We start from the raw sequence: 16,625 nt of genomic DNA, 5'->3' as shown, positions 1-16,625 counted from the left end.
TCGGCTTCGAGGCGGGCGAGAGCGTGTCAGACGGTGAACTCCGCGGAGGTGCCGGTGAACTCGGAGATCTTGCCGTCGCGGGCCTTCTGGTCGCCGAAGTGCTGGATGCGGTAGCGGCCCGAGGGGGTGCCCTTCGGTACGTCCCAGGTGATCCGGGCGACCGAGGCGTTCGAACCCTCACGGCGCCAGCGGTACTTGGTGGACCAGTCGCCGTCGTCGGCATGCCGGATCCAGCGCCCGCCTTCCTGGCGCTGCACCTCCAGGAAGGTCGCGCCGTGGCGGAGATTGTTCTTCGGGTGGCCGGTGACGAACTCGACGACGACCTGCTCGCCTGCCGCGGCCCGCGGTTTCGGCTGGACCAGGACGTCGCCGAACGCGCGTCCGGGCGTGGGTTCGTCGAAGGTGACGCCCGCGACGAAGTTCGGCTGGAACCCCGACATGTCGCGGGGCGCCGGTCCGCGCGGGACCTCGCCTCCGGTGCGCAGCGCGACCGCGAGCTGCGCGTAGCCCTGCTGGTAGGCAGGCAGGGTGTTGCGGCCGAACAGGGTCGAGCCGCCCTCGTACTGCTGGGCCTCGTACTCCTCCGGCGTCGTGCAGTAGCTCGAGTAGGAGTTCGCGTACCCCTGGAAGATCACGTTCTCGAGCGGCACGCCGAGTTCCTCGGCCACGGTGCGGCGGATCCGGAGGCCGGAGACGATCGTGAACTCGGCGGGTCCGCCGACCACGTAGAGGTCGCCGATCCGGATGATCTGGATCTTCAGTACGTGGGGCACCCAGCCGTCCGGTGGGAGCAGACCGACGGCGACCAGGACGAGCTTGGGTGCCTGGGCGTCGGCCAGCCAGTTCGGGACCGGGGCGTTCATCCCGCCGAGCGCATCGACCATCGGGTTACGGGCGCCCTCGGGGAAGAGTGGGATCGCGGGGCCGTCCTCGGTGCTGCCCGCGCTCATCGCGGCGCCGACGCAGGCGGGCGCGGTGCGGCGCTGCTGGCCGTCGGGGGTGAAGCGCCCGTCGACGACCTGGTTGGCCATGTCGAGGTACATCACCCGGCTGTCGATGGTGGTCGATGACATCGGGTCGGCGTCGGCATAGGCCTTGCGGGCGGCCGCGACCTGACGCTCGCCGATGATCCGGGTGTTCTCGAACTCGTCATCGGTCGGGCCCTTGCCGGGCTCGAGGTGCAGGTTGGGTGACATGTCACCGGAGTTGGTCTGCGGGAAGGCCGCAACGAACTCCGGGCTGCCGTCCAGGTAGCGGACACCCTTGATGTCGTGCTCCCAGAAGTACGCCGCGGCGCCCTTGTTGTCGCCCGAGATGAGGTAGTTCTCGTTGGTCAGCGAGGCGCAATGGGTGGCGAACCAGTTGATGGCGCCGACGTCCTTGCCGCCCTGGGTGATCCGCAGGGTTCGCATCGACGTGTCGATGCCGAGCGGGTAGTAGTCCTTGTCGCGCTGCGGGTTCCGGTCGAAGGCGACACGCGACCGGTTGACGCTGGCGTCGGTGAGCTCGCTGCGGCCGTAGGCGATGGAGCCGGGGGAGAGCGTCTTGTGCGCGGCGGTGATCGCCTCGACGATGCCGTTGACCTCCGAGTCGAAGACCTGTTGCTGGAATCCCATGATCGCCAGGTTGTACGCGTAGTCGTGCGACGCGCCGCCGCAGGCCGCGTGCGAGTGCACGGCGGTCAGCATCACGTTGCGCTCGGTGTACGTGCCGCCGAAGGCATCGTGCAGGCGCCGGAGGACGGCGTCGTGCACGGACTGGAAGACCATGCAGGTGTCGACGCAGACGTAGACCACGCGCGCGTCGGCCGCGTCGGCGAACACGTACGCGCGGGCCCGGGTGCGCTGGTGCAGGCCCTGGGACTTCTGCTCGAAACTCGAGTAGCCCATCATCCCGTTCTCGGCCACCGGGCCGGTCACGTCCGAGATGCCGACGCCGACACGGAGTCCGGCGCCCTGCGGCGAGCGGCGCAGGCCGGCGGGGGATGGGGTGGCGGCGGGGGCGGTGCCCGCGCCGATGGCGGCGAGCATGGGGCTTGCCGCGGCACCCGCGAGCACAGTCCGTCGACTGATCGTGACCACTGAGATCCTTTCGGGGGAATCGGGCACCGTGTTGGTCAAGTGTCCAGGCGACAGCTCACACCACCGCGGCCCCGTTGGCAAGGGCTTTCGCGGAGTTGGCTTCCCCGGCTGTCAGGTGGGGTCGGTCTCGGTGTCGCGAGGGCCGATTCGGATCATTCGATGGAGGTGTCGCCGAGCGCCTCGAGGACACGCCGGAGCCCGTCGGCGGTCTCGTCGACGACCTCCCGATCGACGTCGGCCAGCAGTCGTGCGTAGTTCGCGAAGTGGTCGACGATCACCGCGCGCCCCAGTTCCTGTCCGCGCTCGGTGAGTCGGATCTTGACGGTGCGCCGGTCGTCGCCGTCCCGTACGCGTTCGACCAGTCCCTTTGCCTCCATCCGGTCGGTGCGGTTGGTGATCGCGCCGGAGGTCACCATCGAGGCCTTGATGAAGGCGCCTGCCGTGAGCGCGTACGGCGGGCCCGATCGCTGCAGGGTGACGAGGACGTCGAACTCGCCTGCCTCGAGGCCGTGCTGAGCGGCGGTGGCCTTGGCCGACTTGTCCACCAGGCGCGTCAGTCGCTGGGCTCGCGCGAGCAGTTGGACCGGCCAGAAGTCGTCGACCAGGTCGGGGCGCTCGGTCGCCCACTGTTCGAGGATCGCGTCCACCGCGTCGCTCATGTCGCTCCCTCCAGAAACTATCTCAACATCAAGATACTTGACGCAAAGAGAGCTGTCTGCTTTTATCTCAACGTTAAGAGAATCAAGATTGAGCGATATCGCCGCGATGTCGCAGCGGCCGCCAGGAAACGCCCGCCCTCGAATCAGGAGCCGGTCATGACACAGCTCACCCGCGTACTGCCCGACGAGTCCCGTACCGCTGGGCCGCACCAGATCTCAGCGCTCTGGCTTGCGCTGCTGGCGAGTCCGATCGCACTGAGCGCCAACAGTCCGGTCCTCATCCTTCCGGAGATGGCCGACTCGTTCGGGGTCTCGACGGCGACGGTGACCTGGCTCGTCACCGTCTTCGCCTGGGCGATGGCGGTCGGCACCCCGCTGATGGCCACCCTGCTCCGCCGCCGCGGACCGCGCCTGACGCTCGGGGTGGGTGGCGCCCTGATCGTGGCCGGCACCGCGCTCGTCGCGGTCGCGCCCTGGCTGCCGCTGGCGATGGCGGGCCGCGCGGCCCAGGCAGTCGGTGGTGCGGGGCTGGCGACCGTGGCGATGACCCTCGCGGGCACGGCACGCCGGATGGGGGCGATCACCGCGGGCTTCGGAATCCTCGGGGCGATGGGTCCGCTGGTCGGCTCGCTGATCGCGGAGGCGGCATCCTGGCGTGCGGCGCTCGCGATCTCGCTCGTCGCGCTGCTTGTTGTCCCGGTGGTGATCCGGCGCAGCCAGGACGCCGTCCCCGCCGCAACGGCGCCGTTCGATGGCCGGGGCGCCGCCCTTCTCGTGTCCGCGGTGTCCGCCCTCGTCCTCGTGCCCCGCTACCCGGCCCCCGCGGTTGTCGCCGCGATCGTGATGGGGGTCGTGCTCGCGGCCCATATCCGCAGGCGCCCAGACGGCTTCGTGCCCGCCGCGCTGCTGCGCAGCCCGGTGTTCGTCGGCTCGACCCTGCTCGCGTGCGCAGTCGCGACGTCGTACTTCACGCTGCTGTTCACGATCCCGCAGTTGCTGCGGGATCGGACCGAATGGTCAACGGCCGCAATCGGTGCCGGGCAACTCGTGGCCCTGCTGACCGGCTCCGCGCTGTCACTCGTGCTGGCCGCCGCCGCGGTGTGGATCGGCCGTTCGCGGGTCCTCGCCGTGCTGATCGCCGTCGCGGTGCTTGCTCCGCTCACCGCGGCCCTGACCCCGTGGGCGCCGCTGCTCCTGGTGGCGGCAACCCTGGCGGTCTTTGCCACCACCGCCGGTCAGGCCACGCTGGCGGTCTATGCCACCGCGGCAGCGCCGGAGTCCCAGCGCCCCACCACGATCGGCCTGTTCAATCTCTGCTACCAGCTGGGTGGGGCCTTCGGTCCGGCGATCGCGGCCCTGATCGTCCTGGGCTGACCGACGTCCGTATGTGCCGGTCGGTGGGCACTTCACACCACCCGAGCGTTCCCGAAGGTCATCTTCAGATCGGGAATCGACGAGGTGAGCAGGGCTCGGTGTGGGAGCCCGAGCGAGCGCAGCTCGTCGGCGATGGGATGGGTGCCGAGCGTCAGGTCCGCACCGCCGAGCCGGGAGCGGACGCCGGAGGGGTTCATGTCCCACTGGGTGTGCCTGGTGACGCCGTCGAGATGCGAGTAGGCCGCCACTGCGGCGCCCGCCCCCGAGCCGGGCACCGCAATGCCCGGTTTGATGCGCAGCTCGGCGATGAGCTTGCCGTCCTGACTGACCGAGGCGCGCTTGGCCGGGCTCGCGTGATCGGCGTCGAACTCCGCAAGCACCTTGGGGAATCCCCAGATTCCACGGCCGGCAGCCATCGTGAACTCACCGTCGACGGGCAGCTGATGGATCAGCGCGCCCGCCCCGCCCGTCGCCAACGACCTGAGGTCCGAGACCACGGAGGTCCTGCCGGTCTCGCGATGGTTGCGAACCATGAAGCAGACACCGAACTCGTTGTAGGGACCCAGGTCTCCGTCCACGTAGTCGACGAACACCAGCACGCACAGCCCGCGGCCGGGGCGATACCGGAGGATCTCCAGTCCGGTGTGATGGATCAGCGCCTGGGCAGGGGCGGTCGGGACCGAGTACATGGCCATGAACGCCGTTGCATGTCGGATCTGTACCGGCATCTCGACACGCTTGCCGAGGATCTCGTGGGAGGTGGCGCTGTGGGAGGTCACTGCGTCACCACGCCGCGCAGGCCGTCGACGCCGTAGACCTGCTCGAGCATCGAGCTGAAATCGGGCCCCCGCCGGAGCATCTGGCCGCCGTCGACGTTGATGATCTGGCCGGTGATCCAGGTGGACTCGTCGCCGAGCAGGAACCGTGCCAGCGCCGCGATGTCCTCCGGCTCGCCGATCCGGGGCAGCGGGGTGCAGGCCTTGTAGTCCTCGAGCAGTGGCCCGCCGTCGGTGATCAGGGCGACCAGATCGGTGCGTGTGAGCCCGGGTCGGATGCAGTTGACCCGGACGTTGCTGGCGCCCAGTTCGTCCGCACCGAGCTGGACGAGGTGGTCGACGCCTGACTTCGAGACGCCGTACGCGCCGAACCAGCGGTGGGTGTTGCTGCTCGCGATGGAGGAGATGGCGACGAACGATCCGCCCCCGCCGCGGACCAGCTCGCGGGCGGAGTGCTTGAGCGTGAGCATCGTGCCGGTGATGTTGAGTTCCACGGTGCGGCGCCAGGCATCGACGTCGATCTGGGTCACCGGGGCGATGGTCTCGTTGCCGCCCGCGCAGGCGACCACCCCGTCGAGGCAACCGGTCACCGCCGCCGCGGCCGCGACCGCTTCGACCACCGCGTCCTCGTCGGTGACATCGGCGGCGTGATGGGTGATCGATCCTTCGTGCGCGGGTGTGACCGACGCGGCCGCCTTGATCAGCTTGTCCTCGGTGCGCCCGCAGATGGTCACGTGGGCGCCGGAACCGGCCAGCAGGGAGGCGACGCCGAGGCCGATTCCGCTGCCTCCTCCCGTCACCAGGATCGACTTGCCCCGCACAGCGCCCGTGCCGTTCGCGTCCACCGCGACTCCCTCCGTTGTGCAACCTGTTCTACCACCGCCACGGCGATTTGGATATGCGATCCCGCAGGCAGGAATACGCTCGATGGACCCGATGCGAGCAGGTTCGAAGAGCGGCTGAGCGAGGGAGTGGATGGCATGCGACCCGACATCGAACTGGTGGATGGACGGTTCTATGCGGGTGATCGCGGCGACCCGCGGGAGGCCTACGCCTGGATGCGCGCCAACGAGCCGGTGTTCCGGGACCGGGGCGGCACGGCGGGCGCCGCGAGCTATGCCGCGGTGATCGATGCCGAGCGGGACGCGGGCCTGTTCTCCAACGCCGGGGGGATCCGGCCGGAGGTCGGGCCCCTGCCACACATGATCGACATGGACGACCCGGAGCATGTGCACCGCCGCAAGCTGGTCAACGCCGGCTTCACCCGCAAGCGGGTCGAGGCGAAGATCGACGGCATCGGACGGATCTGCGACGAGCTGATCGACGCGGTGATCGGCAGGGGCGAGTGCGACTTCGTCAGGGATCTCGCCGCGCCGCTGCCGATGGCGGTGATCGGCGACATGCTCGGCGTCCGGCCGCAGGAGCGGGAGATGTTCCTGCGGTGGAGCGACGACCTGGTCGAGGCCCAGGGCAGTAACGCCTCCGAGGAGATGCTGTCGAAGATGATGGCGGCGTATGTGTCCTTCGTCGACTTCACCATGCGCACGATCGAGCAGCGCCGCCGTGAACCGACCGAGGACCTGACCAGCGTGCTGGTGCACGCCGAGATCGATGGCCGCCGGCTCACGGACGAGGACATCGTGGCCGAGACCCTGCTGATCCTGGTCGGCGGCGACGAGACCACCCGGCACGTGCTCAGCGGTGGCATGGAGCAGCTGATGCGCAACCCCGAGCAGCGAGACCAACTCGTCGCCGACCGGTCTCTGATCCCGCTGGCGCTCGAGGAGATGGTGCGCTGGGTGTCACCGGTGAAGAACATGTGCCGCACCGTGACCCGCGACGTGGAGTTCCACGGCACGCGGCTGCGCGCGGGCGAGAAGATGCTGCTGCTGTTCGAGTCCGCGAACTTCGACGAGTCGGTGTTCGAGAGTCCGGCGCGGTTCGACATCTCCCGGAATCCGAATCCTCACGTGGCCTTCGGTTTCGGGTCGCACTTCTGCCTGGGCAACCAACTGGCCAGACTCGAGGGCAGGCTGATGTTCGAGCGGTTGCTCGAGCGGATCCCGAACATGGAACTGGCGAGCGACCTGCCGCTACCGCGCAGGCCGGCGAACTTCGTGACCGGCCTCGAGAAGATGCCGGTCCGCTGGTAGTCGGGGGTCGGTGTGCGAACCCCGGGTCAGGAGCTCGCCGCCGGGGGAGTTGCCCACATGTGCGAGAGGAACTGGAAGCTCGGGACATCGTCGAGGGAGATGATCGACTCGTAGATCCGCTCGTACGACGTCTCCGCGATCCGCCATTTCCCGTCGTCGTCACGGTGGTACCGGTCGGTGTAGTAGCCGGCGCCGCGGATCAGCCTGTTCGCGGCGGGCACGATCACCGTGTCCTCGAAGTTCCACGAGCCGGACGCGTCCGATCCGTCGACCGAGATCTCCGGATGGTTGGCGATGTGCACGGTCGTGATCGCCGGACCCAGCGCGTCGCGCATGAACCCGGCGACGGCGTCACGGCCCTGGAAGACGAGCGGTTCGGCGAGTGCGTGCGTGCCGTAGTGCGCGACGATGCCCTCGGAGAGGGTGTCCGCGAACTCGTCCCACCGTTTCAGATCCAGCGCCCGGAAGTACCGGTACTTGAGCTGCCGGAGGTCCTCGAGCGAGCTGAGGTCGTCGAGTGATCGGGGGGCCATGCGCGGAGCTTCTCACAGTCGATCCCGTGGGGTTCGGGATTCGGTCGATGTCGTCCCGACACGCAGAAGGCCGGCCCGGGGAATCCGGGCCGGCCTTCGAGCTCAGTGCTGGGGATCAGGCGGGCAGGCCCGCAGCCGACTCCAGCGACTTCAGGTATCCGCGCGGCTGGCCGAAGAGCTGGGCGCTGCCGTGTGCGCGCTTGAAGTACAGCTGGGCGTCGTGCTCCCAGGTGATCGCGATGCCGCCGTGCAGCTGGATGCTGTCCGCCGCGACCGACTGCAGCGCCTCCGAGCAGTACACCTTGGCGACAGCGGCGTCCGTCGCCGCGGTGGGTGCGCCGTCGACGAGCGAGCGGACCGCGCCGTAGGACGCGGAACGGGCTGTCTCCACCAGGAAGTACAGGTCCGCCATCCGGTGCTTGAGGGCCTGGAAGCTGCCGATCGGACGACCGAACTGCACGCGGGACTTGCTGTACTCGACGGTGAGGTCGAGCGACTGCGCGGCTGCACCGATCTGCTCGGCGGACAGTGCGACGCAGGCGATCTGGCGCACCCGCTCCAGGGCCGCGGTGCCGTCTGTGGTGAGCAGACGGGCCGAGGCGCCGTCGAACTCCACGACCGACAGGGTCCGGGTCGGGTCCATCGTCGGCAGCCTGCGGCGGCTGACCGACTCCTGCGCGGGATCGACCTCGAACAGCGCCACGGCGCCGTCGATCGCGGCGGCGACGACGAGCACGTCCGCGTACGAGCCGTCCAACACGAAATGGCTCGCGCCGGTGAGCGAGTGCCCGTCACCGGTCGCCGTGGCCACCACGTCGACCGACTCGGTGTCCCAGCTGCCGTCGGCGCCGGTCCAGCACAGCGCCGCGACGGCGGTGCCCTCCGCGATCCCGGGCAGCAGTCGTTCGCAGGCCTCGGTGTCGCCGCTGGCCAGGATCGCCTGCGCGCCGAGCACCACCGAACCGAGCATCGGTGTCGGGGCGAGCGTGCGTCCGAGTTCCTCGAGTACCAGGTGCGTCTCGACCGCGGACGCGCCGATGCCGCCGAACTCCTCGGGGATCGCGAGCGCGGCGACGCCGACCTGCTGGCAGAGCATCTCCCACAGCGCGGTGTCGTAGCCCTGCTCGGTCTCCGTGGCGCGGCGGACCGCACCGGGGTCGGAGTGCTTGGCGAGCAGCGCCCGCACGGTCTTGCGGAGCTCGAGCTGCTCCTCGTCGAATGCGCCTACCGCGGCCACCTGGCTCACAGCGCCTCCATCACTCGGGCGCGGTGCACCGACGGGGTGCCCCACGCGGTCAGCAGTGCCCGGGTCTTGGTCAGCCACAGGGACAGGTCGTGTTCCTGGGTGTACCCGATGGCGCCGTGCACCTGCAGTGCGATCCGCGATGCGCGATACGCGGCGTCGCCACACGCGACCTTGGCCGCGGAGATGTCGCGCCGGGCGTCGGCCGAGCCGTCCCGGACCGACAGCGCGGCGCCGTGCAGCAGCGGGCGCGCCATCTCCAGGCCGATCGCGACGTTCGCCAGGTGGTGCTTGATCGACTGCTGGCTGCCGATGGCCTTGCCGAACTGCTTGCGCTGCTTGGCGTATTCGGTGCTGATCTCGAGCATGGTGCGGCCGAGACCGAGCAGCTGGGCGGCGGTGGCGAGCGCGCCCATGTCGAAGGCGCGCTCGGTGTCCGCGTCGCCGAGGGTCTCGGCGGCGGTGACGGAGAACAGCTTCCTGGCCTGGTCGACGGAGCCGTGCTGCTCGCCGACGGTGGCGGTGGACACCGAGCCGTCCTGCACGAGCAGGGTCAGCTCGACGGCGTTCGCGTCGACGGCGAAGGGCACCCGCGGCGGGGCCGCGACGGTGGCCAGTGCGCCCTCGGCGAGCGCGGACAGCCGGTCCGGAGCCGCGCCTGCGAGCAGCACCGGTGCGACGGCGATGGTCTCGGCGACCGGGCCGGGCACCGCGTGGCGGCCGAGCTGCTCGACCGCCACGACCAGGTCGATGGCGTCGGCGCCGAGGCCGTCATGTGCCTCGTCGATGATGAGGCCGTTGACGCCGGTCTCCGCCAGGCGCTGCCAGACCTTGAGGCCGGGTGCGGTGTCGCCCGCGTTCCAGGACCGGATCACGGCGGGCAGGTCGGACTTGGCGAGCAGCGAGTCGATGCTGTCCGCGAAGTCGGTGTGCGAGGAGTCGAGTGCGAATCTCATCGGTCCGCCTTAGGTAGGCCGAGCAGCCGCTCGGCGATGACATTCTTCTGGATCTCGTTGGTGCCGGCGTAGATCGGACCGGAGAGGGAGAACAGGTAGCCGTCCATCCACGCGGTGTCGGCGAGCTCGGACTCGGGGCCGAGCAGGTCGAGCGCGGTCTCGTGGGTGGCCACGTCCCACTCGGACCAGAACACCTTGTTGATGGAGGACTCGGCGCCGAGCTGGCCGCCGTCGGCGAGCCGGGTGACGGTGCCCCACGTGCTCAGTTCGTAGGCGCGCGAGCCGATCCACGCGTCGACGACCCGGTCGCGCAGCGCGGTGTCCGACTGGTCGCCGTTCGCCTTCCACAGCTGCAGGAGCCGGTCGGTGGCGGCGAGGAAGCGGCCGGGGGAGCGCAGCGACAGGCCGCGCTCGTTGCTCGCGGTGCTCATCGCGACCCGCCAGCCCTCGTTGACGGCGCCGATCACGCCGGACTCCGCCGGGTTGGCCGGGTCGTCGGGCACGAAGACGTCCTCGAGGAACACCTCGGCGAAGCCGGGCAGGCCGTCGAGCTGGTCGATCGGGCGCACGGTGACGCCCTTCGACCGCAGGTCGAACATGTAGTAGGTGATGCCCTTGTGGCGCTGGGCCTCCGGGTCGGAGCGGAACAGGCCGAATCCCCAGTCCGCGAAGGCGGCGCGGGAGCTCCAGGTCTTCTGGCCGTTGAGCAGCCAGCCGCCGTCGACCTTGGTGGCGGTGGCGCGCAGGCTGGCCAGGTCGGAGCCGGACTCGGGCTCGGACCAGGCCTGGGCCCAGATGTCGTCGGCGCGGGCCATGCGCGGCATGATCCGGGCCAGCTGCTCGGGCTTGGCATGCTCGAAGAGCGTGGGTGCCAACAGGAAGATGCCGTTCTGGCTGACCCGTCCGGGTGCGCCGGAGCGGTAGTACTCCTCCTCGAAGATGACCCACTGCTCGAGGGTGGCGTCGCGTCCGCCGTACTCGGCGGGCCAGGACACTACCGACAGGCGCGCGTCCGCGAGGGTGCGCTCCCACTGCCGATGTGCCTCGAAGCCCTCCGCCGTGTCCATGTGCGGCAGCGGCTCGGCGGGGACGTTTGCCTTGAGGAACGCGCGCACTTCGTCGCGGAATGCGACTGTGGCGTCGTCGAATTCGAGATCCACTATTGTTCTCCAGCCTTCTTCATTGCCGCGGCTGCGCCGCGCTTCATTGCTGTGGCGTCCATGCCGCCGAGGGGCCCCAAGCCGACCTCGGCATTGTGTGCGTGCGCGAAATGATGCAGCCCGAACACGGAATCCATGCCCGCGCGGATTCCCATCAGGTCCTCGCACTGGTTGACGGCCCTCTTGGTCAGGGCCAGCCCGAACTGCGGCATCGCGGCGATCTTGTCCGCCATCTCCATCGCGGTCGTCTCGAGGTCGGCGCGGGGGACCACCCGGCTGACCATGCCCCACTCGTACGCCCGCTGGGCTGAGAAGCGGTCGCCGGTGTACAGGATCTCCTTGGCGCCGCGAGTGCCGAGCACCCACGGGTGCGCGAAGTACTCGACGCCGGGAATGCCCATCCGGACAACGGGATCGGCGAAGAAGGCGTCGTCGGAGGCGACGATCAGGTCGCAGACCCAGGACAGCATCAGCCCGCCGGCGATGCAGGCGCCCTGGACCATCGCGATGGTCGGCTTCGGCAGCTCGCGCCACCGACGGCACATCCCGAGATAGACCTCCATCTCGCGGGCGTACCGCTGGTCACCGCCGGGCTTGTCCACGTGGTCCCACCACATGACGGCCTTGTTCTCGTAGGACACGTGATGGTCGCGGCCGGGGGTGCCGATGTCGTGGCCGGCGCTGAAGTGGTCCCCGTTGCCCGCCAGCACGATCGCGCCCACCTCCGGGTCCTCGACGGCCCGCAGGAAGGCGGCGTCGAGGGCGTAGGTCATCACCGAGTTCTGGGCGTTGCGGTAGCCCGGGCGGTTCATGGTCACGATCGCGACCCGTCCGCGCACCTCGTAGGTGACGACGTCACCCTCGTCGGGCACACTCATGACTTGCCCTCCCGGAGATCGTTCTTGAGGACCTTGCCGGACGGGTTGCGGGGCAGCGATCCGACGACGACGACCGAGCGCGGGATCTTGAAGTTGGCCAGGTGCTCCTTGCAGAACGCGAGCACCTCCTCGGCCGTGATGGTGCGGCCGGGCTTGGCGACGACATAGGCGCGGCCGACCTCGCCCATCCGCTCGTCGGGCACCCCGATGACGGCCGACTCGGCGAGCGCGTCGATCCGGGCGAGGGTGTTCTCGATCTCGGCGGGATAGACGTTGAAGCCACCCGAGATGTACATGTCCTTGAGCCGGTCGGTGATGTCGATGTAGCCGCGCTCGTCCATGACGCCGACGTCGCCGGTGTGCAGCCAGCCGTCCTTGTCGATCGTCGCCGCGGTGGCCTCGGGGTCATCGAGGTACCCCAGCATGACGTTCTCGCCGCGGACGAGGATCTCGCCGTGGTCGCCGATCCGGACCTCCATGCCGGGGATGGCGCGCCCGGAGGTGGTCGAGACGGTGACCGGGTCGTCGTCGGTGCGGCACATGGTCACCACGACGGCCTCGGTCTGTCCGTAGGCGGTGAGCACGGCGTCGAAGCCCAGCTCGGACTGCATCCGTTCGACCAGGCGGACCGGGACCGCGGCGGCACCGGTGATGGCGATCCGCAGGCTCGACAGGTCGTAGTCGTCGCGGGTGGGCAGGTCGAGGATCGACTGGTGGATGGTCGGGGCGCCCGGCAGGACGCTGACCCTGGCCTCCGCGATCTTCGCGGCGACCTTGGGCACGTCGAACACCGCCATCGGGACGATCGTGGCGCCGCGCACGACACACACCATGATCCCGGCCTTGTAGCCGAAGGTGTGGAAGAAGGGGTTGATGAGCAGCTCGCTGTCGGCGCTGGTGACCTCGGCGCAGGTTGCCCACGCCTCCGCGATGCCGACCGTCTGCCGGTGCGCGCTCAGCACGCCCTTGCTCTTGCCGGTGGTACCGGAGGTGAACAGGATGTCGGCGATGTCGTCCGGATCGACGGCCTTGGCGCGGGCGTCCGCCTGCTCGACGGGCACCGGTGCCGCGATGTCGTCCAGCTGCTGCCACTCGATGACGCCCTCGGTCGGCGCCGCCTCGTCGAAGGGGATCCGGATGACGGTGTCGAGCGCGTCGAGGTCGCCAGGCGCTGCGGCGCGGGACAGGTCGGCCCAGCGGTCGGCCTTGAGGAACGGACCGACGACGAACAGGGCCCTCGCCTTGGTCCGGACCACCAGGTCCAGCGCCTCGGAGCCGGTGTAGCGGGTGTTGATCGGGACCAGCACGGCGCCGGCGTAGTGCGTGGCGAGGGCGGCGATGACCCAATGGTAGGTGTTCGGGGCCCAGAGCGCGATGCGGTCGCCGGGCTCGATCCCGCGCGCGATCAACGCCCGCGCCACCGTGCGCACGCGGTCGAGGAGGTCGGAGTAGCTGAGGTGGGTGTCACCGTCGGCGATGGCCTCGGCGTCACCGAACTCGCGAGCCGCCCTCGCGAGGGCCGCGGGGGTGGTATTCACATCACTGGTCACTGGACTCCTCTACAAAGCAAGTGCTTGGTAGGTTATCCTACCGGGGTGGATGTAAGCCAGGGGCTGGGGACAGCCAAAGACGACGAGCAGTTCGCCGCGACCGTTCGGGAGTGGTTGGCCGACAATCTCACCGGTGAGTTCGCCGGTCTGCGAGGGCTCGGCGGGCCCGGACGTGAGCACGAGGCCTTCGAGGAGCGGCTCGCGTGGGATCGCCATCTGGCGGCCGCCGGGTGGACCTGCCTGGGCTGGCCGACCGAGTACGGCGGCAAGGGCGCGACGCTCAGCCAGCAGGTGATCTTCCATGAGGAGTACGCCCGCTCGGGCGCACCCGCGCGGGTGAGTCACCTCGGCGAGGAGCTGCTCGGGCCGACGCTGATCGCGTTCGGCACCGAGGAGCAGAAGCGGCGCTTCCTGCCCGGCATCAACACGGTCTCCGAGCTGTGGTGCCAGGGCTACTCCGAGCCGGGCGCGGGCTCCGACCTCGCGGCGGTCTCCACCTCGGCGCGCCTCGACGGCGACCAGTGGCGGATCAACGGCCAGAAGGTGTGGACCTCGCTCGCACACGTCGCGCAGTGGTGCTTCGTGGTCGCGCGGACCGAGCCCGGCTCGCAGCGGCACAAGGGCCTGTCCTACCTGCTGGTGCCGATGGACCAGCCGGGCATCGAGGTCCGCCCGATCCTGCAGCTCACCGGCACCTCCGAGTTCAACGAGGTGTTCTTCGACGACGCCCGTACCGACGCGGACCTGGTGGTCGGCGAGGTCGGTCAGGGCTGGGGCGTGGCGATGGGCACCCTCACCTTCGAGCGCGGCATCTCCACGCTCGGCCAGCAGGTCGGCTTCGCCAAGGAACTGTCGGAGATCGTCGAGCTCGCCGAGCGCAACGGCGCGGCGTCCGATCCCGTCATCAAGGACAAGCTCACCCGTGCCTGGATGGGTCTGCAGGTGATGCGCGCGCACGCCATGCGCACCCTGTCCGCGGTCGACGCCAGCGCCCAGGGCGGCGAGGCCTCGGTGGCCAAGCTGTTGTGGGCCAACTGGCACCGCGGTCTCGGTGAGCTCGCGATGGAGGTCGCAGGCGCGGACTCGCTGCGGGCGGGCGACGGACCGTTCGGCGCGGACGCCGACCTGAGCGACCAGCAGCGGCTGTTCCTGTTCAGCCGGGCCGACACCATCTACGGCGGCTCGAACGAAATCCAACGAAACATCATCGCCGAGCGGGTGCTCGGACTTCCCCGAGAGGCTCGACCGTGACCACTTCCCTCAAGTCCCCCCTGGCAGTCGCCCCCGCCGAGATCGAGGGCCACAACCTGCTCAAGGGCAAGAAGGTCGTCGTGACCGCGGCCGCAGGCACCGGGATCGGCTTCGCCACCGCGCGCCGGGCGCTGCTCGAGGGCGCGGACGTGCTGGTCTCGGACTTCCATGAGCGTCGCCTCGGCGAGACCGTGGAGAAGCTGTCCGCCGAGTTCGGCGGCCAGCAGGTCGAGTCGTTCGTCTGTGACGTCTCGAGCACCGAGCAGGTCGACGCGCTGATCGCCGGCTCCGCCGAGAAGCTCGGCCGCATCGACGTCCTGGTCAACAACGCGGGCCTCGGCGGCGAGACGCCGGTCGTCGACATGACCGACGAGCAGTGGGACCGCGTCCTCGACATCACCCTCACCAGCACCTTCCGCGCCACCCGCGCGGCGCTGCGGTACTTCAAGTCGGTCGAGCACAACGGCGTCCTGGTCAACAACGCCTCCGTGCTCGGCTGGCGCGCGCAGCACTCGCAGGCGCACTACGCCGCGGCCAAGGCCGGCGTCATGGCGCTGACCCGCTGCAGCGCGATCGAGGCCGCCGAGTACGGCGTCCGCATCAACGCCGTCGCGCCGTCCATCGCCCGCCACGCGTTCCTGGCGAAGGTGACCAGCGAGGAGCTGCTCGACAAGCTGGCCGAGGGTGAGGCCTTCGGTCGCGCCGCTGAGGTGTGGGAGATCGCCGCGACCATCGCGATGCTCGCCAGCGACTACACGACCTACCTCACCGGCGAGATCGTCTCCATCTCCAGCCAGCGCGCCTAGGCGGCTCCGCCGCCTGTGCGTGGTTGACGAGTCTCAGGACTCGTCAACCACGCACAGGCGCGGAGCGCCTGTGGATAACCCGGCTGGCTTTCGTCGATCCGGTCGGTGCCCGACGCCAGTGTCGTCGGCATGCCAGCAACGTTCTCGCCCACAGCGCTCCAGGCCCTGGTCGACCGCCAGCACGGATTGGTCACCGCGGCGCAACTGCACGCCATTGGATTCCCGCCGTCGCGAACGCGGCAGCGCCTCGAAACCGGGCGTTGGCAGCGAGTGCTGCACGGGGTCTACGCGATCACTTCGGGCCTGCTCACCCGGGAGGCGGTCCTCGAGGCCGCGATGCTCTATGGCGGCAGGGCCGCACTCCTCAGTCACCGGACGGCCGCGGAGCTATGGGGGATGCTCCCCGCAGACGAGGCCGGTCCCGTCCACGTCACGGTTCCTTACGGTGTCTCCGCGATCGGTCAACCCGCGACAGCGGTCGGACATGCGCTCCACGGCGATCGCGTGGTGCCCGCGCGGGGGAGTGTCCTCCACCCCGGGGTGGTGGTGCACCGGTCGCGGGCGCAACGCCACATCGGCGCCGCCGACCTGCTGCCGCCGCGCACGACCCGTGCGGACACCGCGCTCGACCTCGCCACTGCGCAGCCGTCGGCGCACGAGGCATACGTCAGCCTGATCGGCACCGTCACCAACGCTCGTATCCGGTTGGACGACATCCGGCGGCGGATGCACGAGCGGACCCCGCGTCGCTACCGGAAGGCACTCGAGGCGGCCGTCCGGCTGCTGGCCGAAGGCGTCCAGTCGATGCTCGAGTACCGCTTCGCGGTCGATGTGGAACAGGCCCACGGACTTCCCACGGCCCACAGGCAGGGGCCGGTGGTGGTCGACGGTCGGACGCTCTGGGAGGACTGCGACTACACCGAACACGGTGTCCCGCTGATCGTGCGACTCGACGGACGCCGGTCGCACGCCATGCGCGAGGTGGCATTCCGGGACCGTCGCCGCGACAACGCCGCCGAACTCGCTGATCGGCCACGGCTGGTGTTCGGCTACGAGGAGGTCGCGGCGACGCCGTGCCTGGTGGCCGGGGAGGTCGAGCAGGTCCTGCGCCGTGAGGGCTGGATCAGGCGCGACGAAAATACGTGTCGCGCCTGTGCGCGGTTGACGAGTCCTGACACTCGTGTCTGCGTTCAGGACATCGCGAA

Annotated in this window: 15 protein-coding genes; 5 read left to right on the top strand and 10 right to left on the bottom strand. The window is 69.7% G+C overall.

Annotated elements, in window-relative coordinates; translation table 11 throughout:
- Positions 1-26: 26 nt before the first annotated feature.
- Entirely contained in the window at positions 27-2,030 is a 2,004-nt protein-coding gene (locus RM1_RS23685) for a neutral/alkaline ceramidase (protein ID WP_072754081.1), read from the bottom strand.
- Between the two features lie 203 nt (positions 2,031-2,233).
- Positions 2,234-2,740, bottom strand: a complete 507-nt coding sequence (locus RM1_RS23680) for a MarR family winged helix-turn-helix transcriptional regulator (protein ID WP_072754080.1) — start codon at positions 2,738-2,740, stop codon at positions 2,234-2,236.
- Positions 2,741-2,896: 156 nt separating this feature from the next.
- Here RM1_RS23680 and RM1_RS23675 point away from each other — a divergent pair, with 156 nt between their 5' ends.
- The gene (locus tag RM1_RS23675; protein ID WP_072754079.1) at positions 2,897-4,114 is read left to right on the top strand and encodes an MFS transporter; all 1,218 of its coding nucleotides are present in this window, start codon (positions 2,897-2,899) and stop codon (positions 4,112-4,114) included.
- Positions 4,115-4,146: 32 nt separating this feature from the next.
- On the opposite strand, the gene RM1_RS23670 is transcribed toward RM1_RS23675, so the two are convergent.
- Complete coding sequence (locus tag RM1_RS23670; RefSeq protein WP_072754102.1) at positions 4,147-4,842, bottom strand: acetoacetate decarboxylase family protein; 696 nt, start codon at positions 4,840-4,842, stop codon at positions 4,147-4,149.
- A 47-nt stretch (positions 4,843-4,889) separates the two neighbouring features.
- Complete coding sequence (locus RM1_RS23665; RefSeq protein ID WP_072754078.1) at positions 4,890-5,735, bottom strand: SDR family oxidoreductase; 846 nt, start codon at positions 5,733-5,735, stop codon at positions 4,890-4,892.
- Between the two features lie 135 nt (positions 5,736-5,870).
- Here RM1_RS23665 and RM1_RS23660 point away from each other — a divergent pair, with 135 nt between their 5' ends.
- Positions 5,871-7,043 carry a cytochrome P450 gene (locus RM1_RS23660; protein ID WP_072754077.1) on the top strand — a complete coding sequence of 391 codons (1,173 nt, stop codon included), beginning with the start codon at positions 5,871-5,873 and terminating at the stop codon, positions 7,041-7,043.
- Between the two features lie 26 nt (positions 7,044-7,069).
- Here RM1_RS23660 and RM1_RS23655 read toward each other — a convergent pair whose 3' ends face one another.
- From RM1_RS23655 to RM1_RS23630, 6 genes are all read right to left on the bottom strand, one after another.
- The gene (locus RM1_RS23655) at positions 7,070-7,576 is read right to left on the bottom strand and encodes a nuclear transport factor 2 family protein (RefSeq protein WP_072754076.1); all 507 of its coding nucleotides are present in this window, start codon (positions 7,574-7,576) and stop codon (positions 7,070-7,072) included.
- Positions 7,577-7,691: 115 nt separating this feature from the next.
- Positions 7,692-8,822 (bottom strand): acyl-CoA dehydrogenase family protein, encoded by a 1,131-nt coding sequence (locus RM1_RS23650; RefSeq protein ID WP_245816581.1) that lies wholly within the window; start codon positions 8,820-8,822, stop codon positions 7,692-7,694.
- The gene (locus RM1_RS23645; RefSeq protein ID WP_072754075.1) at positions 8,819-9,775 is read right to left on the bottom strand and encodes an acyl-CoA dehydrogenase family protein; all 957 of its coding nucleotides are present in this window, start codon (positions 9,773-9,775) and stop codon (positions 8,819-8,821) included. The genes RM1_RS23650 and RM1_RS23645 overlap by 4 nt, the downstream gene beginning before the upstream one ends.
- Positions 9,772-10,935 carry an acyl-CoA dehydrogenase family protein gene (locus RM1_RS23640; protein ID WP_072754074.1) on the bottom strand — a complete coding sequence of 388 codons (1,164 nt, stop codon included), beginning with the start codon at positions 10,933-10,935 and terminating at the stop codon, positions 9,772-9,774. The genes RM1_RS23645 and RM1_RS23640 overlap by 4 nt, the downstream gene beginning before the upstream one ends.
- The gene (locus RM1_RS23635) at positions 10,935-11,813 is read right to left on the bottom strand and encodes an enoyl-CoA hydratase (RefSeq protein WP_072754073.1); all 879 of its coding nucleotides are present in this window, start codon (positions 11,811-11,813) and stop codon (positions 10,935-10,937) included. The genes RM1_RS23640 and RM1_RS23635 overlap by 1 nt, the downstream gene beginning before the upstream one ends.
- Positions 11,810-13,363: a FadD3 family acyl-CoA ligase gene (locus RM1_RS23630; RefSeq protein WP_072754072.1), complete on the bottom strand. Its 1,554-nt coding sequence runs from the start codon at positions 13,361-13,363 to the stop codon at positions 11,810-11,812. Before RM1_RS23630 ends, RM1_RS23635 begins: the two co-directional genes overlap by 4 nt.
- Before the next feature lie 45 nt (positions 13,364-13,408).
- On the opposite strand from RM1_RS23630, the gene RM1_RS23625 reads away from it, so the two are divergent.
- From RM1_RS23625 to RM1_RS23615, 3 genes are all read left to right on the top strand, one after another.
- Entirely contained in the window at positions 13,409-14,614 is a 1,206-nt protein-coding gene (locus RM1_RS23625; protein WP_051637639.1) for an acyl-CoA dehydrogenase family protein, read from the top strand.
- On the top strand, positions 14,611-15,420 hold the full coding sequence (locus RM1_RS23620) for an SDR family oxidoreductase (protein ID WP_027502840.1): 810 nt from the start codon (positions 14,611-14,613) through the stop codon (positions 15,418-15,420). The genes RM1_RS23625 and RM1_RS23620 overlap by 4 nt, the downstream gene beginning before the upstream one ends.
- A 129-nt stretch (positions 15,421-15,549) precedes the next feature.
- Positions 15,550-16,625 (top strand): type IV toxin-antitoxin system AbiEi family antitoxin domain-containing protein (locus RM1_RS23615; protein WP_245816579.1); only part of this gene is annotated, 1,076 nt, incomplete at its 3' end.

Source organism: Rhodococcus maanshanensis NBRC 100610, from assembly GCF_001894865.1.
Taxonomy (GTDB): domain Bacteria; phylum Actinomycetota; class Actinomycetes; order Mycobacteriales; family Mycobacteriaceae; genus Rhodococcus_G; species Rhodococcus_G maanshanensis.
This window is presented reverse-complemented; position numbering and strand designations above follow the sequence as displayed.

What these genes read in the sequence shown, in the direction of transcription:
- RM1_RS23685 (WP_072754081.1), bottom strand. Translation starts at nt 2,030, where the DNA reads ATGCTCGCCGCCATCGGCGCGGGCACCGCCCCCGCCGCCACCCCATCC.
- RM1_RS23680 (WP_072754080.1), bottom strand. Translation starts at nt 2,740, where the DNA reads ATGAGCGACGCGGTGGACGCGATCCTCGAACAGTGGGCGACCGAGCGC.
- RM1_RS23675 (WP_072754079.1), top strand. Translation starts at nt 2,897, where the DNA reads ATGACACAGCTCACCCGCGTACTGCCCGACGAGTCCCGTACCGCTGGG.
- RM1_RS23670 (WP_072754102.1), bottom strand. Translation starts at nt 4,842, where the DNA reads ATGCCGGTACAGATCCGACATGCAACGGCGTTCATGGCCATGTACTCG.
- RM1_RS23660 (WP_072754077.1), top strand. Translation starts at nt 5,871, where the DNA reads ATGCGACCCGACATCGAACTGGTGGATGGACGGTTCTATGCGGGTGAT.
- RM1_RS23655 (WP_072754076.1), bottom strand. Translation starts at nt 7,576, where the DNA reads ATGGCCCCCCGATCACTCGACGACCTCAGCTCGCTCGAGGACCTCCGG.
- RM1_RS23645 (WP_072754075.1), bottom strand. Translation starts at nt 9,775, where the DNA reads ATGAGATTCGCACTCGACTCCTCGCACACCGACTTCGCGGACAGCATC.
- RM1_RS23635 (WP_072754073.1), bottom strand. Translation starts at nt 11,813, where the DNA reads ATGAGTGTGCCCGACGAGGGTGACGTCGTCACCTACGAGGTGCGCGGA.